This window comes from Nocardia sp. NPDC056564 (genome assembly GCF_042793755.1).
Lineage (GTDB): Bacteria > Actinomycetota > Actinomycetes > Mycobacteriales > Mycobacteriaceae > Nocardia.
The window spans coordinates 873,604-898,843 of record NZ_JBHTUR010000001.1 but is presented as its reverse complement, the minus strand read 5'-3'; the positions used below and the strand labels follow the sequence as shown (position 1 = coordinate 898,843).

The 25,240-nt window shown below is 67.9% G+C and carries 26 protein-coding genes; 8 read left to right on the top strand and 18 right to left on the bottom strand.

Annotation, left to right across the window (positions count from 1 at the left end):
* Window positions 1–10: 10 nt before the first annotated feature.
* From ACFQ9K_RS03955 to ACFQ9K_RS03925, 7 genes are all read right to left on the bottom strand, one after another.
* Complete coding sequence (locus ACFQ9K_RS03955) at window positions 11–943, bottom strand: DMT family transporter (protein WP_378724066.1); 933 nt, start codon at window positions 941–943, stop codon at window positions 11–13.
* A gap of 68 nt (window positions 944–1,011) precedes the next feature.
* The gene (locus tag ACFQ9K_RS03950; RefSeq protein ID WP_378724069.1) at window positions 1,012–2,091 is read right to left on the bottom strand and encodes a hypothetical protein; all 1,080 of its coding nucleotides are present in this window, start codon (window positions 2,089–2,091) and stop codon (window positions 1,012–1,014) included.
* 93 nt (window positions 2,092–2,184) lie between these two features.
* Window positions 2,185–2,559, bottom strand: coding sequence for a D-ribose pyranase (gene rbsD / locus ACFQ9K_RS03945; RefSeq protein WP_378982793.1), 375 nt, complete (start codon window positions 2,557–2,559; stop codon window positions 2,185–2,187).
* Between the two features lie 27 nt (window positions 2,560–2,586).
* Entirely contained in the window at window positions 2,587–3,513 is a 927-nt protein-coding gene (locus tag ACFQ9K_RS03940; protein ID WP_378724074.1) for a ribokinase, read from the bottom strand.
* Window positions 3,510–4,295 carry an ATP-binding cassette domain-containing protein gene (locus ACFQ9K_RS03935; protein ID WP_378724076.1) on the bottom strand — a complete coding sequence of 262 codons (786 nt, stop codon included), beginning with the start codon at window positions 4,293–4,295 and terminating at the stop codon, window positions 3,510–3,512. The genes ACFQ9K_RS03940 and ACFQ9K_RS03935 overlap by 4 nt, the downstream gene beginning before the upstream one ends.
* Before the next feature lie 7 nt (window positions 4,296–4,302).
* The gene (locus tag ACFQ9K_RS03930; protein ID WP_378724079.1) at window positions 4,303–5,277 is read right to left on the bottom strand and encodes an ABC transporter permease; all 975 of its coding nucleotides are present in this window, start codon (window positions 5,275–5,277) and stop codon (window positions 4,303–4,305) included.
* Window positions 5,274–6,290, bottom strand: a complete 1,017-nt coding sequence (locus ACFQ9K_RS03925; protein ID WP_378724083.1) for a substrate-binding domain-containing protein — start codon at window positions 6,288–6,290, stop codon at window positions 5,274–5,276. The genes ACFQ9K_RS03930 and ACFQ9K_RS03925 overlap by 4 nt, the downstream gene beginning before the upstream one ends.
* Before the next feature lie 138 nt (window positions 6,291–6,428).
* On the opposite strand from ACFQ9K_RS03925, the gene ACFQ9K_RS03920 reads away from it, so the two are divergent.
* Complete coding sequence (locus ACFQ9K_RS03920) at window positions 6,429–7,433, top strand: LacI family DNA-binding transcriptional regulator (protein WP_378724086.1); 1,005 nt, start codon at window positions 6,429–6,431, stop codon at window positions 7,431–7,433.
* A 24-nt stretch (window positions 7,434–7,457) separates the two neighbouring features.
* Here ACFQ9K_RS03920 and ACFQ9K_RS03915 read toward each other — a convergent pair whose 3' ends face one another.
* Window positions 7,458–8,483 carry an ArsR/SmtB family transcription factor gene (locus ACFQ9K_RS03915; RefSeq protein ID WP_378724088.1) on the bottom strand — a complete coding sequence of 342 codons (1,026 nt, stop codon included), beginning with the start codon at window positions 8,481–8,483 and terminating at the stop codon, window positions 7,458–7,460.
* 73 nt (window positions 8,484–8,556) lie between these two features.
* A complete protein-coding gene (locus ACFQ9K_RS03910; RefSeq protein ID WP_378724091.1) occupies window positions 8,557–8,784 on the bottom strand; it encodes a hypothetical protein in 228 nt (75 codons plus the stop codon).
* Between the two features lie 158 nt (window positions 8,785–8,942).
* Here ACFQ9K_RS03910 and ACFQ9K_RS03905 point away from each other — a divergent pair, with 158 nt between their 5' ends.
* Entirely contained in the window at window positions 8,943–10,247 is a 1,305-nt protein-coding gene (locus ACFQ9K_RS03905; RefSeq protein ID WP_378724094.1) for a class I SAM-dependent methyltransferase, read from the top strand.
* Between the two features lie 18 nt (window positions 10,248–10,265).
* On the opposite strand, the gene ACFQ9K_RS03900 is transcribed toward ACFQ9K_RS03905, so the two are convergent.
* Entirely contained in the window at window positions 10,266–11,264 is a 999-nt protein-coding gene (locus tag ACFQ9K_RS03900; protein WP_378724098.1) for a diiron oxygenase, read from the bottom strand.
* Window positions 11,265–11,403: 139 nt separating this feature from the next.
* On the opposite strand from ACFQ9K_RS03900, the gene ACFQ9K_RS03895 reads away from it, so the two are divergent.
* A complete protein-coding gene (locus tag ACFQ9K_RS03895; RefSeq protein WP_378724101.1) occupies window positions 11,404–12,123 on the top strand; it encodes a DsbA family oxidoreductase in 720 nt (239 codons plus the stop codon).
* A gap of 66 nt (window positions 12,124–12,189) precedes the next feature.
* Here ACFQ9K_RS03895 and ACFQ9K_RS03890 read toward each other — a convergent pair whose 3' ends face one another.
* The gene (locus tag ACFQ9K_RS03890; protein ID WP_378726749.1) at window positions 12,190–13,350 is read right to left on the bottom strand and encodes a lipase family protein; all 1,161 of its coding nucleotides are present in this window, start codon (window positions 13,348–13,350) and stop codon (window positions 12,190–12,192) included.
* A 699-nt stretch (window positions 13,351–14,049) separates the two neighbouring features.
* Between ACFQ9K_RS03890 and ACFQ9K_RS03885 the strand changes: the two genes are divergently transcribed.
* Complete coding sequence (locus ACFQ9K_RS03885; RefSeq protein WP_378726747.1) at window positions 14,050–14,562, top strand: DUF664 domain-containing protein; 513 nt, start codon at window positions 14,050–14,052, stop codon at window positions 14,560–14,562.
* 54 nt (window positions 14,563–14,616) lie between these two features.
* Here ACFQ9K_RS03885 and ACFQ9K_RS03880 read toward each other — a convergent pair whose 3' ends face one another.
* Complete coding sequence (locus ACFQ9K_RS03880) at window positions 14,617–15,192, bottom strand: TetR/AcrR family transcriptional regulator (protein WP_378726745.1); 576 nt, start codon at window positions 15,190–15,192, stop codon at window positions 14,617–14,619.
* Window positions 15,193–15,305: 113 nt separating this feature from the next.
* Here ACFQ9K_RS03880 and ACFQ9K_RS03875 point away from each other — a divergent pair, with 113 nt between their 5' ends.
* The 3 genes from ACFQ9K_RS03875 to ACFQ9K_RS03865 all read left to right on the top strand — a co-directional run bounded on the left by ACFQ9K_RS03875 (window position 15,306) and on the right by ACFQ9K_RS03865 (window position 18,756).
* Window positions 15,306–16,361 carry an amidohydrolase family protein gene (locus tag ACFQ9K_RS03875; protein ID WP_378726743.1) on the top strand — a complete coding sequence of 352 codons (1,056 nt, stop codon included), beginning with the start codon at window positions 15,306–15,308 and terminating at the stop codon, window positions 16,359–16,361.
* A gap of 26 nt (window positions 16,362–16,387) precedes the next feature.
* Complete coding sequence (locus ACFQ9K_RS03870) at window positions 16,388–17,545, top strand: GDSL-type esterase/lipase family protein (RefSeq protein ID WP_378726741.1); 1,158 nt, start codon at window positions 16,388–16,390, stop codon at window positions 17,543–17,545.
* 251 nt (window positions 17,546–17,796) lie between these two features.
* On the top strand, window positions 17,797–18,756 hold the full coding sequence (locus ACFQ9K_RS03865; RefSeq protein WP_378727280.1) for a lipase family alpha/beta hydrolase: 960 nt from the start codon (window positions 17,797–17,799) through the stop codon (window positions 18,754–18,756).
* A gap of 101 nt (window positions 18,757–18,857) precedes the next feature.
* On the opposite strand, the gene ACFQ9K_RS03860 is transcribed toward ACFQ9K_RS03865, so the two are convergent.
* Window positions 18,858–19,763, bottom strand: a complete 906-nt coding sequence (locus ACFQ9K_RS03860) for a CAP domain-containing protein (protein WP_378982774.1) — start codon at window positions 19,761–19,763, stop codon at window positions 18,858–18,860.
* A gap of 68 nt (window positions 19,764–19,831) precedes the next feature.
* Window positions 19,832–20,614: a hypothetical protein gene (locus ACFQ9K_RS03855; protein ID WP_378727040.1), complete on the bottom strand. Its 783-nt coding sequence runs from the start codon at window positions 20,612–20,614 to the stop codon at window positions 19,832–19,834.
* 854 nt (window positions 20,615–21,468) lie between these two features.
* Here ACFQ9K_RS03855 and ACFQ9K_RS03850 point away from each other — a divergent pair.
* Window positions 21,469–22,449: a LysR family transcriptional regulator gene (locus tag ACFQ9K_RS03850; protein WP_378982770.1), complete on the top strand. Its 981-nt coding sequence runs from the start codon at window positions 21,469–21,471 to the stop codon at window positions 22,447–22,449.
* A gap of 103 nt (window positions 22,450–22,552) precedes the next feature.
* Here the strand turns inward: ACFQ9K_RS03850 and ACFQ9K_RS03845 are convergent, their stop codons facing one another.
* The 4 genes from ACFQ9K_RS03845 to ACFQ9K_RS03830 form a co-directional block, all read right to left on the bottom strand.
* A complete protein-coding gene (locus ACFQ9K_RS03845; protein ID WP_375913589.1) occupies window positions 22,553–23,269 on the bottom strand; it encodes a hypothetical protein in 717 nt (238 codons plus the stop codon).
* A 184-nt stretch (window positions 23,270–23,453) separates the two neighbouring features.
* Window positions 23,454–23,708 carry a phosphopantetheine-binding protein gene (locus ACFQ9K_RS03840; RefSeq protein ID WP_378722197.1) on the bottom strand — a complete coding sequence of 85 codons (255 nt, stop codon included), beginning with the start codon at window positions 23,706–23,708 and terminating at the stop codon, window positions 23,454–23,456.
* Between the two features lie 30 nt (window positions 23,709–23,738).
* Entirely contained in the window at window positions 23,739–24,386 is a 648-nt protein-coding gene (locus tag ACFQ9K_RS03835) for an isochorismatase family protein (protein WP_378722198.1), read from the bottom strand.
* Between the two features lie 33 nt (window positions 24,387–24,419).
* Window positions 24,420–25,229 (bottom strand): SDR family oxidoreductase, encoded by an 810-nt coding sequence (locus tag ACFQ9K_RS03830; RefSeq protein WP_378722199.1) that lies wholly within the window; start codon window positions 25,227–25,229, stop codon window positions 24,420–24,422.
* Window positions 25,230–25,240: the final 11 nt, after the last annotated feature.

Here is a 25,240-nt window from a genome sequence, read left to right as displayed (position 1 = left end):
CGCGTTGGGCTTACGTCAGAGTCGAAACCTCTTGCGTCACCGCGTCTTCGGGCTCGATCGGCCGGTCCGCCCGCGATCTGGTGATCGCCACACCGGACAGGCACAGCAGGCCGCCGAGCACGGCCAGCGGCCCGGGGACCTCGTCGAGCGCGATCCACGCCAGCAGAATCACCAGGGCGGGAACGGCGTAGGTGGTCACGCCCATCTTTCCCGCTGTGGTGCGGGACAGCGCGTAAGCCCAGGTGGTGAAGGCCAGCGCGGTGGGGAACACGCCCAGGTAGACCACGCTCAGCGTCGAGGACAGCGGCGCGTGGGCGGCCTCGCTGAACAGCTGGCCGGCGAACGGCAGGCAGGCGATGGTGCCGATGACGCACCCGCCGGTGGTCACCTGCAGCGCCGAGGCGTGCTCCAGCGCGGGCTTCTGCGCGACGACCGCCACCGCCCAGGCCAGCGCCGCGGTCAAGCACAGGACGACGCCGAGCACCGCGGCGCTGCCGCCGCTCGAATTCGACAGCCCGACCACGATCGCGCCGGCGAACGCCACCACGATCCCGGCCATCAGCCGCGCCGGAAACCCTTCGCGGAGCACCAGTCCGCTCAGCACCGCGATCAGGATCGGGCCGACGTTGATCACCATCGCCGCGGTGCCCGCGTCGACGTGCTGCTCGCCCCAGTTCAACGCGACCATGTAGACCCCGAACCAGAGCACACCGGACACCAGAATCCCGGGCCACGCGCCCCGGGCCGGCATCCCCTCACCCCGGACGACCAGGATGATTACCAGTGCGATGGCCCCGGTCAGCAGGCGGCCCAACGCCAGCGCGCCCGGCGAGAAGTCTTCTCCCGCAGCACGAATGAACACAAAGGCGGATGCCCACAGCACCACGGTGACCGCGGCCGCGAGGACGGCCTTCCGATCGCCCGAGCGAACGACTTGCTCCATTTGTCGAACGCTAGATCACCCGCCTGGCGAACTCACGCGGTTTTCCGCCACGACGTCTGTTGCGATAGTCACGGGACCGCGATGGAATAAACCTGCTCGGCAACCTTGATGCGCTCCCCGTTCTTGACGAAGTAGACGTCGTAGAAGCCGGCGCTGCCCGGCCCGGCGAGTTCGACGGTCGCGCCCGCCGTGGTCCGGGCGCGGTCCGCGATCGGGGGGTCCAGTGGTGACCAGGTGCGTTGCCTGCTCTGCCAGCGGGTGGTCTGCGCGTCGGCCGGCTTGCCGAACGCGGGCCACCGATCCACCGCGATGGTCGGGCCGTCCGGCGTATCCCAGCGGAGTTTCAATGCGCTGGAACAGTTCTCGGGCGCGGGGACGGTTGGTTGCAGTGCGCCCGAGGTCAGGTCGAGGAAGAAGACGACGGCCTGGCTGCACGCCATGTCCCGCACATAGCTGCTGGGGACCGCGTATTGGGACAGTGCGGCCGACCGGCCGTCGGGGCTGAACGCCCCGCTGTAGAAATACGCCTTGAGATCGGCGAGCGGTCCACGCGTGCGTGTTCCGCCGTCGGCCTCCAGGGTGAAGAGCTGGTTCTTGATCGAGTCGTATTGCTGCTCTATGTCATACCGATTCAGCAGCAGCCGATCCTGATCGACCGCCAGGAGATCGATGTGCTGCTGCGCCGAAGGCGCCGGGCTGATGGTGCGCCACGCGGTCGGTTTCGGCTGTGCCGCATCGAGATCCATGCGCATCACGGTGCCGGGCGCTTGCAGCCAGACGATGGTGCTGCCGCTGAATCGGAGGACCTGACGACAACCGCAGGGCACGCGGATCGGCGCAGCGGGCGCCCCGGTGGACACCGCCGCCACCACGGATCCGGCACCGGTGCGCGAGTCCTCCTTCCAGAAGGCGAATTTCGCGTCCGCGGTGAGGCCGATATCGCGCGTCGTATCGAAGGCGCCCGGCGTTCGGGACACTGTGGTCGTGCCGTCCGCGACGATCAGCTCGGTGCCGGTGGCGTACGCGAAAACATCGGTCGCCGTGCGCGGTTCGAGAACACCCGGCGGTGTGTCCGTGCAGCCGGCGGCGCCGAGCAGGATCGCCACGGCCGCGCAGGAAACGACCTGAGCCAGTCGGCGTCGGATCATCTGGAGCCTCCCTCGTCGGCTCCGCGTCGCCCTGCGCGAGCCGTCAGAACGAGTCTGTCCGATGGCGGCACGCCATGGCGGCCGATCGACGCACTACAGCCACGGCACCCCGGCGCGGAACAACACATTGGCGTAGGGCCGCGCCTCGCCGGTGCGCACGACGAAGCGGCACTGCCCGATCCGTCGCTTGAACTCTTCGTGCTCCAGCAACTCGGCTTTCCACCGGTTGGTCAGCAGGTCGGCCGCCTCCGGGTTGGCCGCGACCACGTCGGCGCTGCCCCAGGCCGCCTCGACGGCGATCTCGTCGAGGATCAGCTCGACCACCGGCGCGAATCGCGGCATACCGTAGCTGATTCCGAGATCGATCACCGGAACCGCGGGCGGCACCGGCAGTCCCGAGTCGCTGACCGCGAAGGTGTCGGTGTGGCGGAGCGCGACGAGGGCCGACATGAGTCCGGCGTGAATCAATCCACCTGTACGCAAGGAGGTTCCAATCTAGTTGTGCGCGGGCGGTACCGCGGCGAGCGCCGCGACGACCTGCGCCCGAGTGGGATAGGCGGCGTGCGTGCCCGGCGCCTGAACGGACAGGGAGGCGGCGGCCGTCGCGAAGGCGACCGCCTCGGGCAGGTCGGCACCGTCGGCCAGCGCGGTGGACAACGCGCCGACATAGGCGTCGCCCGCTCCGGTCGAGTCCACCGAGTCCACCTGTGGCGCGGCTTGATACGTGACCTCGACCGAGTCCGATGTCTTACAGGCCAGGACCGAACCGGCCGCACCCAGCGTGACGACGACGGACGGCGCTCCACGCAGACACAGCGACCGTGCGGCTTGAACTGCTTGCTCCGTGGTGCCGGTCGCGGCACCGCTGATCGCGGCCAACTCGTATTCGTTCACCACGAGCGGATCGCACCGGCGCAACAGGTCGTCGTCGAGTTGCGCCGCGGGAGCGGCGTTGAGCACGAACCGGCGAGCGAGGCCGGCCGCCCAGGCGACCACCGCCAGCGGTATTTCGAGTTGCGCGACAACGACATCGGCCGATTCGAGCAGCTCGGCCTCGTCTGCACCGGATTCCCAGACGAAATTGGCACCGGGGTCCACCACGATCTGGTTCTCGCCCGCGGCGACCGTGACGTACGCCCGTCCGGTTCGCACGCCCGGAACCTCCCGCAGCCCAGTCGTTTTCACGCCCGCCGCACCCAGCGAGTCGCGCAGCGCAGCGGCGGCGGAATCGCGCCCGACCCGCCCGACGAACTCGACGCACCCACCGACCTTGGCGGCGGCAACCGCCTGGTTGGCCCCCTTGCCGCCCGGGTTCGTCCGCGAGCCGACCGCCAGCACGGTCTCCCCGGGCCCGGGCAGCCTCGCCACCTCGCACACCACATCTTGGTTCATCGATCCGATGACCACGACCACTCCCGTCACGAGACCTGTTGCTCCACAGCGGTCTTCGCCTCCAGGTTGCCCGGCGCGGCCCCGGTGATCAACGCCACCAACCGATCCCCATCGATCTCCTCCGTCCGGTGCGCGGCCACCGAGCGCCCGCGGCGCAGCACCACCACGTTGTCGCAGATCCGCATCACCTGCGCCAGATCATGACTGATGATCAGCACGGTGACCCCGCGGTCGCGCAGCCCGCGCACCAGCTTCTCCACCGCCGCCGTCTCCCGCACGCCCAGCGCCGCCGTCGGCTCATCCATGATCACCATCGCCTTACCCCAGGCGACCGCCCGCGCGATGGCGATGCTCTGCCGCTGACCACCGCTCATCCGCCGCACCGTGGTCCGCACCGACGGCACGTCCACGTCGAGATCCCGCAGGATCTCCCCGCTCCGGCTGATCATCGCCTTCCGATTGACAATCTTGATCGGCCAGGACGGATACACGAGCTCCCGGTTCAGGAAGAGGTTCTGCCACACAGTCAGATCGTCGATGAGGGCGAGATCCTGGTACACGGTCTCGATGCCCATCCGCCGGGCGTCCTCCGGCGAACCGAGCCGCACCGGTTCGCCACGGAACCGGATCTCCCCGGAGTCGGGCGGCTGGACGCCGGTCAGGCAGCGCACCAGGGTGGACTTGCCCGCCCCGTTGTCCCCGACGAGCGCGGTGACCTCGCCTTCCGGAATGGTCAGGGTGACGTCGTCGAGCGCGCGGACGGAGTCGAACGACTTCGTCAGGCCGCGCGCTTCCAACATCGGTTCGGTCATGAGATGCCTACTTCCGGAATCGCGAAATAGCTGCTGCGAGAAGCAATACCGCGCCTACCGCGATCGGCTGGTAGTACTGCGAGATGCCGAGAATGGTGAACCCGTTGATCAGCGAGGTGAACAGGATCGCGCCGCACACGGTGCCGAGCACCGAGGCCTTGCCACCGCTCAGCGACGAGCCGCCGAGCACCACCGCCGCGATCGAACTCAGCAGATAGGTGGTTTGCAACGAAGGATCGGCGCCGCCGTTGCGCGCGACCAGCATGACGCCGGCGACGCCGCACAGCAGCCCGCAGGCGCTGTAGGCGAGCAACCGGATCCGGCGCACCGGAATGCCGGTCTCCCTGGCCGAGTCGATATTGCCGCCGGTGGCGAGCAGGTGCGTGCCGACCCTGGTGCGGAACAGGATGCCCGCCACCCCGAGCGCCGCGACCAGCGCGAGCAGCCAGAACCAGCGCAGCGGTCCGGCGCCGTCCAGCGCAAGGCTTTGCAGGAAGGGCGAATTCACCGCCACGCTGTTGCCGCTGGTGAGCAGCAGGGTGCAGCCGCTGAGCACGCTGAGCGAGCCGAGGGTGACCACGAAGTCGGTCATCTGGAAGTGCCCGATCAGCAGCCCGTTGATCACCCCGACCAGCAGGCCGCCCAGGATCGCCACCACGATGCCGGTCGTCACCGGGTAGCCGTGGCTGGTGAAGTACCCGAGCAGCGCGGCCGACCAGGGCAGCGTCGCGCCGACCGACAGGTCGATGCCGCCGACCACCACGGCGAACTGCTGGCCGAGCGCGAGCACGGTCAGGATCGTCGACGCGACGAGCAGGTCGTCGATGTTGCTGGTGGTCAGGAAGTTCGGCGTCGCGATGAAGAATCCGAGCCACACGATCACCAGCGCGATCGGCGCCGCGTAGTCGGCCAGCTTGGCCGGGATGCGCCGCTCGCCGAGCCGTCCGGGTGCGGCCCGCGCGACGTCGGCGATGGCACTCACTTGTTCACCAGCCCGGCCAGCGGATTGTCGAACGTGGTGATCGGCCGCGGGAACGCGGTGATCTGCTGTTCGACATTGTCCGAGCCGATGAACGCGATCGGCGCCACCACCCGCTCCGGAATCGTCTTGCCCTGATGCTTGGCCAGGCACGCCTGGATCGCGAGTTCGCCTTCGGCATAAGGGTATTGGGTCACTGTGCCGTACAGGGTGCCCGCCTTTACCGCGGCCAGCGCGGCCTGGATGCCGTCAACCGAGATCACCTTGACCTGCCCGGTACGGCCCGCGTTCTTGATCGCCTGCGCGGCGCCGAGGCCCATGGTGTCGTTGGCCGCGAAGATCCCGGTGATGTCCGGATGCGCCTTCAGGATCGCCTCGGTGACGGTGAGGCCCTTGTCCTGCTCGTAGTCGGCGGGCGCGCGCTGCACGATCTCCAGCTTGCCCGCGACCGCGTCGGTGAAGCCCTTGTCCCGGTTGATGCCGTTCTGCTCACCGGCAATGCCCTGCAGCACAATCACTTTGCCGCTGCCGCCGAGCGCGTCCAGCATCTTCTCGCCGGCGATCTTGCCCGCGGCGAGGTTGTCCGAGCCGATGAAGCTCGCGTAGCCGACCCCGGCCTGCTTGGAGGCGGCCGCGTCGATCTGGGTGTCCAGGTTGAGGATCGGAACGTTCTTGCGGGCCACCGGAACCAGCGGGGTGATCACGTTGGTCGCGTTCACCGGCACCACGGCGAAGCAGTCGTAGCCCTGCGCAGCCAGCGTGGAGATCTGCGCGTTCTCGCCGTCCGCGTCGGTCTCGGACTGACCCGCCTGCACCGCGACCTCGACCCCGAGCCGTTTGCCCTCCGCCAGCGCACCGTCGCGCAGCGCCGCCCAGTACGGGTTGGTGAAGTTGCGGGTGACTACGGCGATCTTGAAGTCGGACGAGGCGTCGCCGCCGCGGCCGCATCCGGCGGTGAGGGCCGCCGCGCTGACGAGGGCCAGGGCCACAAGCCCGATCCGGTATCGAGTGCTCATCTGGTATTCGACCTATCCTGTACGAGTTCAACTCGTGTTGACAACACGAGTTGATGTGTAGTGTGTGACCCGAATCACGAGACTGTCAAGGGTTCTTCGGCAGCTCGCTCGAATTGCCAGCACGACAGGAGTGACCCGATGGCAGTCACCCGAGCCGACGTGGCCCGGCTCGCCGGCACCTCACCCGCCCTGGTGAGCTACGTGCTCAACGACGGCCCGCGCAGCGTCGCCCCCGCGACCAGAGCCCGCATCGAGGCCGCCATCGAGCAGCTCGGCTATCGGCCGAACATGTCCGCGCGCAGCCTGCGGATGAACCGCGGGCACGCGCTCGGGATGGTCATTCCGGACGGGGCGAATCCGTTCTTCGCCGAGCTGGCGGCGGTGGTCGAGGCGGCCGCGTTCGCGCGCGGCTTCCCGCTGATCGTCGGGAACGCCGCGGGCGACGAGGCCAGGGAGCGCGCGTATGTGAGTGCCTTCATCGATCGCAGAGTCGAAGGGCTGCTGGCGATTTCGTCGTCCTGGGAGTCGGGCATCGCCGACGCCTGCGCCGCGGCGGACATGGCGTTGGTTGCGGTGGACCGGATCATCGATCCGGCGCGCTGCGCACACGTCATGTGCGATTCGCTGACCGGGGCGCGCATCGCCGTGCAGCACCTGATCTCTCATGGGCATCGCGCCATCGCCTGCCTGAGCGGTCCGCACGTGTCGACGGCCGATGAGCGGGTCGCGGGCTATCGGCAGGCGCTGCGCGACGCCGGACTGCCCGAAAGCGTCATCGTGCGCGCCGAATTCGGCGGAGCCGCGGGCTATCGCGCGCTCGACGAGCTGATGAGTGGCGCGCGCACGCCCACCGCCGTGTTCGTGACCAGCGATCTCCAGGCGATGGGCATGCTGCGCGCGGCCTACGACGCGAACCTGCGCGTCCCTGACGATCTCGCGATCGTCGGCTTCGACGGCATCGAGTACTCGCGCTACACCAGACCCGGCTTGACGACCATGGTCCAGCCGACCCGCAAGATGGGCGAACTGGCGGTGGAGCTGCTGCTGAAACAGATCGACACCGGGTCGGCCGAACCGGGCGTGGTCAGTTTGGACGCGGAGCTGAAGACGCGTGGTTCCTGCGGCTGCGCGGACGAATTCTGAGTGATACCGCTGCCCGGCAAGGATTTACGCGATGCGGACGTTGCCGCCGAGGTTGCCGTCGAGCAACGCCGCGCCGAGCGTGGTCACCTCGTGGCGCATGGCATTGCGGTGCCGCCAGCTGTGGACGAGCCCGGACTCGCGCAGGATCGACGCGTGCTCGCTCGCCGTCGCGGGTGAAATCCCCAGTCGGCGAGCGAGTTCGGTGGTGCTACAGCCCTCCGCGATCACCTGGAGCGCGGCCGCGCGGGTGCGGCCGAGCAGCGCGGTCAGAGCCTCGTTGGGCGGGCGCGGACCCCACGCGGCGGTGAAATCGTTGATGTCACGCAGGGCCGGAACGATCACCGTCATCGGCGCGTCCTTGTCCACCAGCGACATCAGCGTGAGTGGCTGGGGCCAGGCGAACAGCGAGGGGATGATGATCAGCCCGCGGCCGTCGAGGTGTTCGTCGTGGGTGCAATCGTGCTGGCGGTGGAGCTCGAGCACCGGCGCGCGCCAGGTCAGGTAGGGGTGCAGGTCGGCGAGCAGCCGTTCCACGCCCTCGGTGGCGAGCGTGTGCGCCATCCGCTCGGCGGCCTGTTCGAGATAGGACTGGATGTGCGCCCAGCGTCCGGCGAACGCCACCGAATGGAACGCCTCGACCGCGTCGGCGACCGCGCGGCGCGCGCTACCGTCGCGATCCGACAGCTCGGCCGTCCAGGCCGGCAGGGGCGCCTGGCCCTCCCGCGCCCGGCTGCGGATGACGCTGTCCAACTCCATCCGCAGCTCGTCGCGGGAGGCCAGGTGCAACGCCTCGATACCGGCGGAGATCGACCTGGCGCCCTTGGTCGGCGTGATCAGATCGAGAAACGAGTCGTCGGCGGGCAAGATGTCGGCCAGCACACCGAAGTTGGCCGGCATCGCGCCGCGCACCTGGCTGCGCCAGCCCGCGAAACCGGCGACGTTCCTGCGCTGCACCACCCGGGTGGCCAGCATGGTCTCCGCGATGGCGCCGAGCGCTGCGCCGACGCGGATGCGCAGCAGATCGTCGGGCGTGCAATAGATCCGCTTCATCCGCGGCTGTCCCCGGACGGGCCATGCCCGCCCGCTACTTCCCTACCCCGATACCGCAAGACGGCACCTCCGATCACCAAGAACCTCGCCACCGTACCGCGATGAGCGGATCCAGTCCCAGCAAAAGATCGTCGGCGTTCGCCGGAGCCTGCGCCTCCTTCGCCGCCTGCTCGTCGCGCCGCGACCACATCGGTGCCAACCGCTGCCTGCCCCGTTTCCATTCCGCGACCCAGCTGTCGGCCAGCCGGACCACCACCGGTACGACGCCGCCATCGGCGCGCACCGCTACGTTTTCCATCATCTTCCAACTCCTCGTTGTCACTGTTCGGAGCCTATGAAGGAGGAGGTGGCAAGGTCACCATGATTCGGCTCAGGCCGAAACACCGAGCACCGCACCGACACGCGATTGCCGCCGGCCGGTTGCCGAGGCCGGCGGGTGGCGCGGGCCATAGTGGAGTGATGGGCAACAGGAGGACGGTCGCGGCGGTGTTCGAACCGCTGGCGGAGGCCGCACTCGGAGCGCATCGGGCAGTGCGATTCGAGTTCTGGGACGGCAGCACCATCGAACCCGAGCGACCGTGCGCGGGGACCATCCGCGTCCGATCCAAGGACGCCCTGCGCCATATGGTTTGGGCGCCGGGCGAACTCGGGATCGGCCGGGCCTTCGTCTCCGGCGCGGTGGATCTGGACGGAGACATCTTCGCCATCCTTCGATCGCTGGCGACGACGGCGCCCAGCGACGCCGAACTCGGCCTCGGCGCGGCACGCAAGGCCATCCTCGCGGCCAGGGAACTCGGCGCGCTCGGGCAGCGGCCGGCACCACCGCCGGAGGAGGCGCGGCCGCGGCGCGGACCGCTGCACACCAAGCGGCGGGACGCGGCGGCGGTCAGCCATCACTACGACGTGGGCAACGACTTCTATCGGCTGGTGCTCGGACCGAGCATGACCTACTCCTGCGCGCGATTCGTCGCCGAGCAGGACGACGGACACGCAGGCCCGAACGCGACCGTGTCCCTGGCGGACGCACAGCGGGCCAAGCACGATCTGATCTGCCGCAAGCTCGACCTGCGACCTGGGATGCGCCTGCTCGACGTCGGGTGCGGCTGGGGATCCATGGCCATCCACGCGGCCGCGACCTACGGCGTGCAAGTGGTCGGCGTGACGATCAGCAGCGCGCAGATCGAGCTGGCACGCGAACGGGTCGCCGCGGCGGGGCTGTCCGCGAACGTGGAGATCAGGCTGTCCGACTATCGCGACCTGCGCGGCGAACAGTTCGACGCGATCTCCTCGATCGGCATGTTCGAGCACGTCGGCACCAAGCGGGCCGCGGCGTACTTCGAGACCCTGCGCGCCCTGCTCCGCCCCGAGGGCCGGCTACTCAACCACGCGATCTCCTCCGCGGGCGGGTCCGTGATGGGCGCGCGCTCGTTCGTCGGCCGCTACGTCTTCCCGGACGGCGAACTGGTCGACGTCGGCGAGGTCGTGCTGGCGATGCAGCGGGCCGGCTTCGAGGTGCGCGATGTCGAGGCGCTGCGCGAGCACTACGCGCTGACCTTGCGCGCGTGGGTCGCGAATCTCGAAAGCGCCTGGGACGAAGCGGTTTCGCTCACCAGCGAAGGGCGCGCCCGGGTCTGGCGACTATATATGGCCGCCTCGGCCCTCGGCTTCGAGGACGGCGGGCTCGGGCTGCACCAGGTGCTCGGCGTGGTGCCGGACCCGCAGGGGCACACCGGAATGCCGGGGACCCGGCGCGCGTGGCACTGAGCGCCGGGTCGGCCGAATTCAGGCGCGGGTGCGTACCGGTTCGCCGCGGTACCTGGAGTTCCCGCCGTCGATCCGCAGCAGCCGCCAGGTCAGCTTCGCCACCGGGTTCATCAGCCCGATGTCGGAGGCGAGCATGCGCGCCTCGCCGAAGAAGTCGCGGCGGCGGGCACGCGCTTCGGGGCTGCGCCAGAACAACTCCCGGCGAATCCCGATCGGGATGTCGAACTCGCGGAACAGCGAGCGCGGCGGCTTCACGATCAGGTCGCAGGCGATGAACATGATGATCGGGTAGGCCAGCGACAACGTGCCGCGCTGCACGAATCCCAGCTTCGGCACCCGCTGCCGCAGGTACTCGTGTGCGAAGGCGATGTGCCGGGCCTCCTCGGCGATGTGGATCCGCATCACGTCGCGCATGATCGGGTGCACGTTCTCGCCCGCGCGCAACACCGACTTCTGCACGTGATCGATCGGCTCCTCGCCCGCGAGCACGGCGACGAAGAAGGTGGTCGGGAAGAACCGGCCGAGCAGCGGCACCAGCGGGCCGACCGCCTTCATGAATCGGCTCATGCCAGGCACGTCCAGGCCGATCCGGTTCACCATCTCCTGGAACATCAGGGTGTGGTTGACCTCTTCGGCGACCTCGTGATTGAGGTAGCGGAACTCACCGGATCCGTTCGGCACCACGGCGAACAGATAGTTCATCACGCCGCCGATCAGCACCTCTTCGAATTGCAGGCCGACCTTCGCGACATTGGCCTGCCGCCACATACCGATCTCGATCTTGCGCGCTTCGGACTGCGCCAGATACCAGGGATGCGCGCCCAGCGGATCGCTGTCCGCGGGCAGGATCCAGCGCGGATCGTTCGGCACCACCGCCCACTCCGGCGCGTCCCAGTCGATCTCGGTGTACGGGTCGAAGTGCTTGTTCACCGACCCCTCGGAGAGCGTCGTCAGGATTCCCGCGTACGCGCTCTGCGCCGCGGTCCGAGACGGCGCCGTTGCCGACTTTGTAGCCATGACGTCTACCTCATATCCAGTCGAGGTTAATGTGACACATGTTTACAGTAACAGCCTGTCTCACTCAGATCTAGACCTCGCGCGGAACATATCCGGTAGCTCGGCTGTTGCCAGAACGGGGGCCGAGACGAGACTGAGGATGAACGTGCGGGTCGAAATCTGGACCGATATCAATTGTCCGTTCTGCTACCTGGGCAAGGAGCGGTTCGGGCAGGCGCTGGCGGAGTTCGCGCACGGCGACGAGGTCGAAGTGGTGCATCGCTCCTTCGAGCTGGATCCGAGCCTGGCCGCCGACGAGTCCGGGCCGGTGATCACCAAGATCGCGCAGAAGTACGGGATCAGCGAGGCGCAGGCCGCGGCCAACGAGCGCGGCATCGGGGCGCAGGCGGCCGAGCTCGGCCTGCCCTATGTGACCGAGGGGCGCGACTACGGCAGCTCCTTCGACATGCACCGGCTGCTGCACTTCGCGTTGGCGCAGGGTAAGCAGGAGGAGCTGCTCGACGCGCTCTATCGCGGGAACTTCGCCGAGGAGCAGTCGCTGTTCGGCGATCACGAGCGGCTGGTCCGGCTCGCGGTCGACGCGGGTCTCGACGAGTCGAGCGTGCGCACGGTGCTCGACGATCCCGATGCCTACGCCGACGCGGTGCGGGCCGACGAGCGGGAGGCGGCGCAGCTCGGGGCGACCGGCGTTCCGTTCTTCGTGATCGACCGCAAGTACGGCGTCTCCGGCGCGCAGCCGGTGGCGGTGTTCGCGCAGGCGCTGGACCAGGCATGGGGCGAGCGGCGGCCGGCTATCCAGACGATCGGCGGCGCGGACGCGTGCGGCCCGGACGGGTGCGCGCTGCCTGCGCGCGATTGACCTGTCGCACAAGCGAATCGGCCCCTGACCGGTAGCTACCGGTCAGGGGCCGAATGCGCGGTCCGGCTAGGCGCAGTTGCTCGGGGCGGGCTTGCCGCTGTACCGGCCGTCGAGCCAGTTCAGCATCGAGGGGAAGCCGACGACGGCGGTGGTCAGGTGATCCGGCGAGGGGAAGAGTTCGGATTCGACCCGCACGCCCGCACGGCAATACCGGTTGACCGTGTTCGTGATCGCGTCCAGCGGGATCAGCGTGTCCTGGGGGGAATGCCATTCGAAGATCGGCGCCTCGGGCACGCCGTCGTACAGCTCGACGCTGTTCTCGTCCGCCACCTCCCATGCCTTCGGATCGTGGGCCATCACATTGTCTTTCGCGTAATCGTCGAAGGCGTGCCCGGCGCCCCGCGCGATCAGGTCATTGGTGCAGCTGTTGGCGATGTCCCGGGCGGCGGCGAGTCCGCGCTGGCTCAGCGCGTCGGTGATCGGCAGCCGGTCCGGGTATTCCCGCTCCAGGCCGAGCACGGCGGCGAAGGCGAGGCCGAACGCCGGGTGCTGGTTGTGCCCGATGGCCCAGCCCATCGTCTGCAGGTTCATCGGGACACCGCCCTCGGCGGCGCCGACGAGGTTCAGCTCCGGCGCGTACTTCGGCGCGAGCGCGGCGGCCCAGGCGGTCGCCATGCCGCCGCCGGAATAGCCGGCCAGCGCGACCGGGCTCTTGCCGAGCCCGAGCCGGGAGAGTCGCTGTGCGGCGCGGACGCCGTCGAGGGTGATCTTGCCGCCCAATTTCGCCGCGCCGTAGGCGCTGTTCGGGCCGAGGTGGTCGGGCAGGGCGACGGACCAGCCGCGCAGCAGCGCGATGTTCAGCGCCGGCGCGAACGGGACGATGAAGTTCGTGTCATTGGCGTAGAGCCCGTGCGAGATCGCGCACTGGGTGCCGAGCCCGTTGATGATGTGCTGGAACGACAGCAGCGGCGCGTCGGCGCGGTGGCCGTTCGGGGTCAGCACCGTGGTGGTCGCGGCGATGGGCTGGCCCTGCGAGTTGGTCGAGCGGAACTTGATCAGGGTGACCGAGGCGTTGGGGAAGTAGAACAGCGGCGGCATCGGGCGGCTGTCCAGCACGTCACCGTTGGCCTTGCTGCCGATGTCGGCCGGCGCGGCGTAGAACGGGTCCGGGTCGGGGTTCGGCCAGATCGGCTGGGCGTTCGCGGTGGCCGCGCCCGAGGCGACCATGACCGCGCTGACCGTCAGCGCGCCGAATGCCGCGAGAATCGGTCTCAGTTTCGTGCCACCGGTTGCCAACCGAAAGAGTCGTCTACCCACTTGGCTATACCTCCACTGCATCGCGAGAATTTCAGGTGATCCGGTGAACCGCATTTCACGTGCGCGAAACGACAATAGTCATCGGCACGCCGATTGTCGCGGGCGTGCCGGTGCGAAAGTGTCGCAGATTACATGCCGGTTCTAATAGGAATCAAGCTGGGCTTATAGTGCTGCGCCGGCGACAGGAACACCGCGCGTCCAGGCCGCAGCCTAACCGCAAAAAGCCTGCTGGCCAGGCGTTTCCATCACCATACGCCGCCGGATAGGACCGACGCGCCATGGCGACAATTCGATTTCGCCGACCCTTTCAGGTCGACCTTAAGTCATTCTTCAGTTCGACTTAAAAAGCATTTTCCGCTGAATACCGGTGATTATCCGAACGTAGCGCACTCCCGAGTCGACTATCCCGTTGCCGTCATCCGGTCAGCGTAATAGCGCGGGCCGGAACGGTCTATCCGAGCTCCGTTCGACGGTAAGAATTCATGTGCCACTAACGAGGCGCTCCGGCGAAATTCACCGCGCGTGGGTCACGGCGGGGCGGCCGATGACCGGACCCGCGCCCCGCGGCGGCGGGAATAATGAACGCCCACCCCACGATTGGACCCGATCATGACCAGCGCTGACTTGTTGATCGATGCCTTCGGCCGGGTACAGGAGAACGTGCACGGCGCCGTGGCCGGCCTCACCCGCGACGAATTGGCGGTCCAGCTGGATCCGGGCGCCAACTCCATCGCCTGGTTGATCTGGCATCTGACCCGCGTGCAGGACGACCACATCGCCGACGTCGCGGGCACCGACCAGGTGTGGACCGCGGCAGGCTGGGCCGAGCGGTTCGGACTGCCGTTCGACGACACCTCGACCGGTTACGGCGACAACCCCGACGAGGTCACCCAACTGGGCGCGGCGTCGGCGGATCTGCTGCTCGGTTACTACGACGCGGTGCACGAGCAGACCATCGAATACGTCTCCGGCCTCACCGACGCCGACCTCCCCCGCATCGTCGACACTCGCTGGAATCCCCCCGTCACCCTCGCCGTCCGGCTCATCAGCGTCATCGACGACGACATCCAGCACTCCGGCCAGGCCGCCTTCATTCGCGGAGTCCTGTTGCGCCGCAGGTAAACCGAGGCACGAAATCAAGGTCGGCCCGGATGCCGAGCGGGTTCGGCCCGGCAACTAGCGAGATGCCGGGGGCCAGTTCTTCAGGACGGCGTCGAGGGCGTCCAGGGCTCTGAGCCAGGAGTCTTCGACATTGCGGGGGTGGGTGTCGTAGCGGCCGGTGTTTTCCAGGATGACGTAGCCGTAGAAGGTGCCGTGCAGGAGGCGGATGGCGTCGGTCTGGTCGGGCTCGGCGAGGTCGTAGCCGCGCAGGATGGCTCGGGTCATGTCCGAGTGCCGCATGGCCGCGCTGGCGGCGGCGGTGGCCGGGTCGAGGTCGAGCTGGGCAGCGGCGTAGCGGCCGGGGTGCTGCCTGGCGTAGTCGCGGTAGGCGTTGGCGAAGGCGACCAGGGCGTCCTTGCCCGCGCGTCCGGCCAGCGCGTCGGCGACCCGGTCGGCGAGTTCGGCCAGGGCCAGGACCGCGATCTTCACCCGCAGGTCGCGGGCGTTTTCCAGGCGAGAGTAGAGGCTCGCGTCCTTGACGCCGATCCGGCGGGCCAGCGCCGAGACGGTTACATTGTCGAAGCCGACCTCGTCGGCAAGTTCCGCCGCCGCGTGGATCAAGCTCTCGTCGGTCATTCGCGCGCGCGCCATGCCGCCCTCCTCATTGCCTACAGCCTTGACTCATTTGCCTAATACTCCTAGGTAGTTTAGCGTACCTACTTGTTAAATCAGCCAGTAGGTACGACCGAGGGGAGACCTCCACCATGAATGCATCGGTTTCCCATGCCGCGCGTCCGACCGAGTTCGGCCGGATCTTTCCGCCGGACGCGGCCTGGCTGGCCGGACAGCCGCGCGAGCCGATCCTGCTGCCCGAGCTGCCGATCATCGATCCGCACCACCACCTCTGGTACCACCCCGGATTCCGTTATCTCCTAGAGGAATTCGCGGCGGACACCGGCAGTGGGCACAACGTGATCGCGACCGTGCACGCCGAGGCCATGTCGGCCTATCGCACCGACGGGCCGACGGAACTGCGGCCGGTCGGCGAGACGGAGTTCGTCGCGAACCTGGCGGAGGAAAGTGACGCGGCCGGTGGTCCGACCAAGGTGGCCGCCGGGATCATCGGACGGGCCGACTTCGGACTCGGCGCCGAGATCGTCGACAACGTCATCGAGCACCACATCGCCGCCGGTCAGGGCCGCTTTCGCGGGCTGCGGTTCGGGGCGAGCTGGGACGCGAGCGCGGAGATCAAGCTCAGCCATCCGGACAGTCGTCCGCACATGCTGGCCGAGCCTGCCATCCGGGACTGCGTGCGCGCCGTCGCCGACCGCGACCTGAGCCTCGACCTGTGGATCCTGTCCCCGCAACTCGCCGACGCCGCCGAGCTGGCCGACGCGATTCCCGAGTTGCGGCTGGTGCTCAACCACTGCGGTGCGCCGCTCGGTTTCGGGCCGTACGCCACCGACCGGGCCGAGCACTTCGCGACCTGGGCGCGGGGCATCCGTCAAGTGGCCGAGCGGCCGAACGTCGTCTGCAAGCTCGGTGGCATCCTCGCCACCGCCGCCGCTTTCGACTATCGGACCGCGCCGACCCCGCCGAGCTCGGAAGAGCTTGCCGCCCTATGGCTTCCATGGTTCGAGACCTGTATCGACGCGTTCGGACCGCAGCGGTGCATGTTCGAGAGCAACTTCCCGGTGGACAAGATGGGGACCGGATACGCGACGCTGTGGAACACCTTCAAGCGGCTCGTCGCCGGCGCCTCCGAGACCGAGCTGGCCTCGTTGTTCTCGGAAACCGCCCGCCGTACATACCGACTGTAACTTTTGCGAACTCTGAGGAATATCCCATGACGAACTGGATCACCACCCCCGTCGGATTACCCATCCTGCGCGGCGCGCTCGAACTCGAGCACACCGCGAACGGCCTACTGCCGCATCGGCTTCCGGCATGGGCCCGGGCGCAGTATCCGGACGACTACCTGGCGATGGTCGAGGCCCAGCCCACCGGTGTGCACGTGGCATTCCGTACCAGCGCAACCGCCATCGAGCTGGACGTACTGCCCACGCGGACCGTGTACAAAGGCGCCCCGGCGCCCGCGGACGGCGTCTACGAACTGCGGGTCGACGGCCGGCCCGCCGGTCGGGGCAGCGTGTCCGGCGGCACCCGGCACATCATCGACATGGCCACCCAGTCGAAGATCACCGAGCAGGGCGCGGCGGGCACCCTCCGATTCACCGACCTGTCGGCCGAACCGAAGGACGTCGAGATCTGGCTGCCGCACACGGAAATCACCGAGCTGGTCGCCCTGCGCACGGACGCACCGGTCGAGGTGACCCCGGACCGCGGTCGCAAAACGTGGCTGCACCACGGCAGTTCGATCAGCCACGGCTCCAACGCCGAGGTCCCGACGCAGACGTGGCCGGCGCTGGCCTCCACGTTGGCCGGAGTCGAGCTGATCAACCTGAGCCTGCGCGGGAACAGCATGCTCGATCCGTTCGTCGCGCGCACCATGCGCGACACCCCGGCGGATCTGATCAGCGTCAAGCTCGGCATCAACGTGGTCAACGCGGACGCGATGCGGATGCGGGCGTTCGTCCCGGCGGTGCACGGGTTCCTCGACCTGATCCGGGACGGGCACCCCACCACACCGCTGCTGGTCGTGTCCCCGATCCTCTGCCCGATCCATGAGGACACCCCGGGCCCGGGCGCCCTCGAATTCGACGGCACGAGAGTGAGTTTCCGCGCTACGGGCGACCCGGCCGACCGGGCCATGGGGCGACTCACGCTCAACACGATCCGCGACGAACTCGCGCGCATCGTCAAGCAGCGCGCGGCCGACGACACCAACCTGCACTACCTCGACGGCCGCTCGCTATACGGCGAAACGGATTTCGTGGAGCTGCCACTGCCCGACGAGCTCCACCCCGACCCCGCCGCCCAGCGGCGGATCGGGGAACGCTTCGCCGACTTGGCCTTCGGCGACGCGGGCCCGTTCACCGCATGACCCCCTCGACCCCGCTGCCGCCGGCAGCGGGGTCGAGGGCCACCCCGACTCAGCGCACGGTGGTTGCGTCCAGACCTAATCGACACCTCTGAGTAGCCCAAATACGTTGCAGCACTTAAGCGAATTAAGTTGCAGTGCGGTTTGTTGCGAGGCGGTGACAAACACAACAGGATGGCTACCGAGGTGTGTTGTCACGGTCACTTCTCGGACAGATAGTGGGTCTGGACTTGCCCGGAGAAAGGGGTCCGGTTATGCGCTACAAGCCCGTTGTCTGGATGACCGCCGCGGCGGTTCTCGCCGGAATTCTCGCCTCGCCCACTGCTTCCGGCGAGCCGCCGGGGTCGCGCGCGCCGCACCCCGTCTCCTATCTGTTCAGCGATGCGGTGGACGCCGAGGCGGATCATCCCGGTGCGCCGCCGACCGGAGCCAACGACTGGGCGTGCAAACCTACTGCGCTGCACCCGAATCCGATCGTGCTGGTACACGGTGGCCCGGAGACCGTGCGGCTGGACTGGGGTGCGCTCGCGCCGTTGCTGGCCAACAACGGATACTGCGTGTACGCGCTGACCTACGGTTCGCTGCCCGGCATGCCCGCGCCACTCGGCGCGCTCGGCGGCCTGCTGCCGATCGAGCAGAGCGCGCAGCAGTTGCGCGACTTCATCATCAAGGTGCGGGCGGCGACCGGGGCACAGAATGTCGACATCGTCGCGCACTCGGAGGGCAGCCTGGTCACCGACTATTACGCCAAGTTCCTCGGTGGCGCGAACAAGATCGATCGCTTCATCTCGATCGGCCCCGGCTGGCAGGGCACCAGCTCGCTCGGGTTCGGGGCGCTGTTCACCGCGCTGGCCGCCAGGTTGCGGCTCATGCCCGCCCTCGGCGCCGTCATGGATCCGGTCTGCGCGGCCTGCCTGCAGATTCAGACCGGCTCGGAGTTCCTGCGCAAGCTGTCCGCAAGCGGCCCAACGGTTCCCGGCGTCACCTACACCAACATCGTCACCAGTCACGACGAGTTCGTGGTGCCGTACACCAGCGGAATCGTGCAGGGGCAGAACATCACCAACCACATCGTGCAGGACTACTGCCCCGGCGATCTGACCGACCATCTGCTGCTGCCCTACGACAAGGTGGTGGATCAGCTCGTGCTCAACGCGCTGGATCCGACCGCCACCGAGCGCCCGACCTGCACGAGCACCCCGCCGAACAGCTGAACCCGCACGGCAGAGCTCCGCCGGCCGAACGATTCGACCGGCGGAGACAAAGGTGCCGCCGAACTCCTCGTCGAGTTCGGCGGCACCGCTTGTGCGGAGTGCTACCAGCGACCCTTGCCCGCGAACTGTCCGAGGATCTCGTCGAAGCTCTTGCTCCACGCATCCCACGCCGCGTCACCGTCGTTGTTCGACGGTGTCGCGGAGCCGTCACCCCAGGGATCCCAGGAGTCGCCCGTGTTCGCGGAATCGTCGGTACCCCACGAATCCCAGGGATTCCAGCCCGAATCCCAGGGATTGTCTGCATTGTCCGAATTGTCATCGGAACCGTCGCCCCACGGATCCCAGGGCGAATTATCACCATTGTCCGAAGAGTCGTCGCCGCCCGGATTCCAGGGATTCCACGGATCCCACGGCGAACCGCCGGGCTTGCCCGGCTGATTATCCCCGCCGGGCTTTTCCCCACCCGGCTTTTCCCCGCCGGGCTTCTCGCCACCCGGCTTACCGCCGGGCTCGGCGGGCTTCTCGTCGTTCTGCCTACTGGACGTGCCGAAATCCTGCGTCCAGTACGGCGTACCGTTCCCGGCCTTGGCGTAGCCGACGCCGATGTCCTTCAACTGGCAGTTCAGGATGTTCGCACGGTGGCCCGCGCTGTTCATCCACGCGTTGACCACCTCCTCCGCGCCGCGCTGACCGGCGGCGATATTCTCCGCCCAGGTCTGCGCCCGATACCCGGCGGCGCTGATCCGGTCGCCCGGATCGCCCTTCGACGAGTTGTGATCCATGAAACCGCCGGCGGCCATATCTTCCGAATGGCCTTGCGCGGCTTGGGTAAGGTGGCTTTCCGCTTTCAGCGGTGCACAGCCCGCTTTGGCGCGCTCGGCATTGGTGAGGCTGACCACCGTGTCGGCGGGAGATTGGGATTGGGGAGCGGCCAGGGCCGCCGGGGCCCCGGTGGCGGCGGACAGGGCAATAGCCGAGACGCCGATAGCAGTGGAAAAAGACAGCATTGCAGCGGGAGAGAAACGCACTATTTCCTTCGAGAGTTGTCGAACTTATAGAAAAACCGCAGGCGGTATCAGCCGACCGGAGTCGGACCGAGCGCCAGTGGTTGCCAATCCGCGTCGGCGTCGGGGACGGCGTCCGCGGTGTCCTCGGTGACGGCGGGATCGTCGCCGTCGGCGGTGTCATCGAGGTAGGTGTCGGCGGCGGCGATGTCGCCGGTGTCCTCGATATCGGCTGCGAGACCGTCGGTTTCGTCGGTTTCGTCGCTATCGTCCTCGGTGACGACGGCGGCGGGTGCGGCGTGCGCGGGCGCCGCGTGCCTGCCCTGCGGCGCAGGGCCGGGCGCCGGGGCCGGGCTTGGCCGGTTGTTGTCGAGGAACTGGATCAAGCCCTTCGCCAGCACCGGGCCGACCTGCTTCACCAGGTCCTCCAGCACCGCGCGCAGCGGCGGAGGCAGCGCCGCGCTGCCGGTGGCGAGCGTGTCCACGAGGGCGGCCAGCGGTGCCGTGTTCCCGCCCGGCTTACCGGTGCCGCCCGGATTCGCGGTGCGCGGCTTGGCATTTACACCCGGCGCGACGGCCGGGCGATCGGCACGGTGCACGGGCAGTTCGGCCGGTGCGGCCGTGAAACCGTCCGGCCGCGCCTGCCGCGGCGAGGAAACGGGCGCCACCGAGACCACCGCGCGCTTCGGCGGCGCGACCCACACGCCGTCGCCCGAGGTCGAGGTCGTATCGTCGGCGATGGCCTGCCCCGCGCCGCCGTTGGCCGAGACCGCCAGGCCGATCAGCGTCGCCGTCGAGAGCATCGCCAATCGCGCGGGGACGACATTGTTTCGCGGCGCGCTGTGCTTCCCCATGAGTGCCTTCCTTCGAAATGATCGATCGCTGGCGAAGCCGACAGCCCATCCGCTGGGTACGACCTGGTTCGAACTGCCGGTCGGGAGCCGTTTTCGACCGCCGCTCTGCGGTCAAGTACGCGGTCCTGCGGGCTGTCGGCTTCCAATCTGGAGCGTAGAACTCGGCAGTGTGACGAACAAGCAGAACGGACATTCTTACAGCGAATCAAGATGCGATTAACTGATGTCCGATTTACCCATCACGACCAGATCACATCCACTGCCCCAACAGATCACCACCCGATCACGGCACGGACACGAAGCACTCCGTTCAGCCCTTCCGGATGAAACAGGTCGAATGCCGATCAGCAGCCTCCCGAATGGCGTCGAGCGATGGTTGTTAGGCCAACTGAACTCATGTGAGATTTGCCTTGAATCAGCACCTAGCCAAGGCCATTTGTGGTCAAAATGGGTGCGTGACGTGCATCCTGCGACGGCGAAGGAAGGTCATGCGCCTTCACTTGGCGAGCAACCGTTCTCCATTGACATCCCCAGGTCGTGGCCTCGCGGAGTTATTCAGTTGAAGGCACAAGGTGATCTGGGCAACAGGAAGGTTTAGCTTGGCGTAACGTTTGACGTAACAGTCGTCGCAGTAGATACTGCTTGCACACAAGTCGGCGTAACACCCCGAAGGCGGTCATTCAGACTCTCGCCACAATTCGCGGATGAACGCACAGTTAACGAAAGAATGTGATGTGTTTGCCGGTCCGCGTCGACCGGCAGGTGCCATGACTCGGTGACGGAATGCTCACTTAATTTTCAGTGTGGACCGAAGGTGCTGCGGATGAGCCGACGGCTCGATACAAAGGTTGCCGATGTCTGATTACCCCTTGCTAACTTCAAATACGATCACGCTGCGACAGTTCGATTACTTTGTCAACGCGGTGCAACTCGGCTCGCTGTCCGCGGCCGCGCGGCGGTTCGGAATAACTCCGTCCGCGATGTCGCAACAGATCGACGCGCTGGAGACCTCGCTCGGCCGGAAGGTGTTCGATCCACGCTCGCGCAGGTCGAGACTCACCAAGTTCGGCCGCGAGTTCTTCGCCCAGGCCTCGGATGTGGTCGAGTCCGCGCGGCAGGCGATGGCCATGGGCCAGACCTTCGGCGACGGCGTGATGACCGTCGGCACCACGCCGACCATCGCGCAGAAGCTGCTGCCGCCGCTCATCTACCGGATGCGCCACGAACGCAATATCGACAGCATCGAGGTCCGGGCGTTCACCGACCTCCGCGAGCTCAACGCGACCTTGGAAGAAGGCGCGCTCGATCTTGCCGTCGGCCCGCTCGAGCAGTCCGGCTCGCGGGTCGTGCACTGCTTCGGCGAGGAAGAACTCGTCGTCGTCTGCCACCCCAGCCAGCGCAGCAGCTTCGACGGCTCGTGGAAGCAGCTCGTCGAGGCGCCCTGGATCCGCTGCGGCTCGAACTCCGATCTCACCGATACGGTTTCGCGCGAGGCAGGCCGGGCGGGCGTGCATGTCCGGTTCGCCGTCCGCGCCCCCGACGTGACCACCGCGCTGAGCCTGGTGGAGCACGGCGTCGGCGTCGCGCTGGTGCCGAAGATGGCGCTGCACGGATCGGCCAGGCTGCTGTCCATCATTCGGCTGTCCCGCCCGATTCGCCGGGAATTGACCGTGCACGCGCGGGACAAGTCGATGCACGTGGAGAAATTCCTCGAGGTCATCACCGACTCCGAACTCGTCCGGAAGTTCGGCGCCGCCGGATTGCTCGACGTCCGGCGCCCGGAACCCGAAGTCGCGCACCGCACCCCGGTGCCGGTCGGCCCGCTTCCCTCGTAACCTGCAGCACGACAACAGAATTCACCCGGTGCGCGCACCACCCACGCTGTCCCGAACAGATCAGGCCCCGCCGAGGCGGGGCCTGATCAGTACCGAAACGGTCTTACTTCGGCGCGGGCGCCGGGGTGAACGGCTGGTTGATCGTGGTGAAGTACTGGATCGCCGCGGCGATCGCGACCGGCGCGGTGATGAAGATCTGGCCGGCGACCGTGCCGAGCGCGCCCATGGCGGCCGCGCCACCGAGGCAGCCGGCGATGATGCCGCCGACGAACGGACCGAACAGGCCGACGATGGTGCCGCCGACGATCACGCCGCCGAGCGCGCCGCCCAGGACGCAACCGACGGCCGCGCCGCCGAGGCCACCGACCAGGGTGGCGATCGAGGCGCCGAGGCTGATCGTGCCGGTCATCCGCGACCAGGCGGCCTGCTCACGGTCGTACTCGGACTTCCACGGCGCCTTGTCCTCGAACGGCAGGGCGACCGGCTTGTAGGTGGCCTTGGCCATGTCGAGCTGCGGGGTCAGCGTCGCGGTGCGGCCCGCGACGTCGGCCGCGATCGGGAACTCGAACTCGTCGATACGGAACTTCAGCGGGGTACCTGCCACGACATTGCCGTTGGCCGCCTTGATCTTCAGCGCGTCGCCCTCGACGACGATCGAGCCGGCGTCGATGGAGACGATCGCCTGGGAGTCGGTGGACTCGGCGGTGAAATTGATCGGCGCGTCAGCGTCCGCGGCCGGAGCCGCGTTGACGGTGCCTGCCGAGACGCCGAGCGCCGCGATCAGCAGCGTTGCCGTCGCGGCAAAGTTCCTCATCAACATTCTCAGATCCTTCTTAGGTGTGGTCGGGATGCGGTGAGCTTAGGATAGGCACTCCTAAACCTGTCAAGAGGTACGTTTTCGCCCCGGACACCGTGGGATGACGCGCGTCATCGCCCCGGATGCCAAGGCACGCATCGGGTTACGCGATCTGCCGCCGGTCAGGCGGTGCGGGCACGCGCCGTGGCTACCTCCCCGCCCGGTCGGCGGGCACCAGGACGTCGAGCCAGGCGCTCAGCACCGGCTCGGCCGCCAGGGTGGCGAAGTCGGCCTCGTCCGCTCCGGCGGAGCGCCACTTCTCCACCAGTGACATCAGTCGCACCGAGTCCAGGCCCGCGTCGGTGAGATCCCCGTCGACCGGCACCTCGTCCGGCGCCACACCCAGTGCGGCCGCGATATCGGCGATCACGTCCTGGCGGCCGAGAGTGACCGGCTCGCTCATGATTTCCTCCGTGTGGTTCCGCATGCCGGGTCAGGCCGCATTCGATTGCCGCAGCGCGAATTCCAGCGCGTCGGTCGTCGTCACCGCGCCACAGCGGCGGGCTACGTAGTTCATCGCCATCAGGTGTTCGTCGCGGCCGAAGTCGGCGGTCGCGTCCAGCACCACGAACGGCTTGATGTCGTTCATGAACGCGTCCGCGGCGCTGAGCATGCAGCCCATGTGCGCGTACACGCCGGTGACGACGAGCTGGTCGCGGTTGTAGTGGTTCAGCAACTCGCGCAGGTCGGTCCGCTGGAACGCCGAGTAGCGCCACTTGGTCACCTGGATGTCGGCCGGCCCGGGCGTCAGGTCGCCGACCACCTCGGTGGCCGGGCCGGTGGTCAGTCCGCTACCCCAGAAATCCGCGAGAATGCCGCGGCGAGAGGGATGTTGATCGCCGGGCTGCATGGTGTAGATCACCGGAACGCCGGCCGCGTTGCACCATTCGCGCAGCCGCCGGATATTGGCGATGACCGTCGAGATCGGTTCCTGGTCCAGTTCATACGCGTCGATGAAGTACCGCTGCATGTCGTGGATCAGCAGCGCCGAGCGCGACGGATCCAGCGACCACGGCACCTGATTCGAGACGATGTCGTCGCGTCCCGGTATCGAATACGGCGCTATCGGCGGGATAGCCAACAGTCTTCTCCTGTTCAGTGATGTCGGACAGTGTCAGGCGTCGAACGTGGCGCCGCCATCGACCCGCAGGTCGTGCATGGTGATGTGGCGAGCACGCGGCGAAGTCAGGAAGTAGATGCTTTCGGCGACGTCCTCGGGCTGGGCCACCCGGCGCAGCGGGATGCCGACGCGGAAGTTCGCGGGGTCGCCGGCCAGCACGTGATCGCGGGCGGACTCGGACAATTCGGCCGCGTCCTCGGCCCACATGCCGCGCAACATCGGTGTGTCGGTGGAGCCGGGGGACACCAGGTTCACCCGGACACCGGCCGCGGCCACCTCCAGGCCGAGCGCCATCGCGAACGCGCGCGCCGCGGCCTTGGACGCGCCGTAGGCGGCCATGCCGACCCGCGGGGTGCCCGCCGCGTTCGAGGTGACCACCACGATCGAGCCGCCACCGTTCGCGGCGAGCACGGCGGCCGCGCGCCGGGTGACGTTCATCGTCCCGGTGGCGTTCACCGCCAGGCACCGATCCCATTGCGCGCCGGTCAATTCCGCCACCGAACCGGTTTCCAGGATGCCCGCAGCGTGCACGACGGACCCGATCGGGCCGACCCGCTCTGCGGCCGCGGCGAACGCCTTGTCCACCGCGTCGGCATCGGTCACGTCGACCTGCTGCGCGTGGGTGATGCCCTCGCCCCGGGTCGAGCCGATCTCGGCCGCGGCGTCGTGCACCGCGAGGTCCTGATCCCACAGCAGCACCGGCACCGCCGACCTGGCCGCGAAGATCTGCGCCGCCGCGCGGCCGATACCGCGGGCCGCGCCGGTGACGATCACACCGCCCTCGGCTTTACTCTCCCTAGACATGTGCTTAGCCT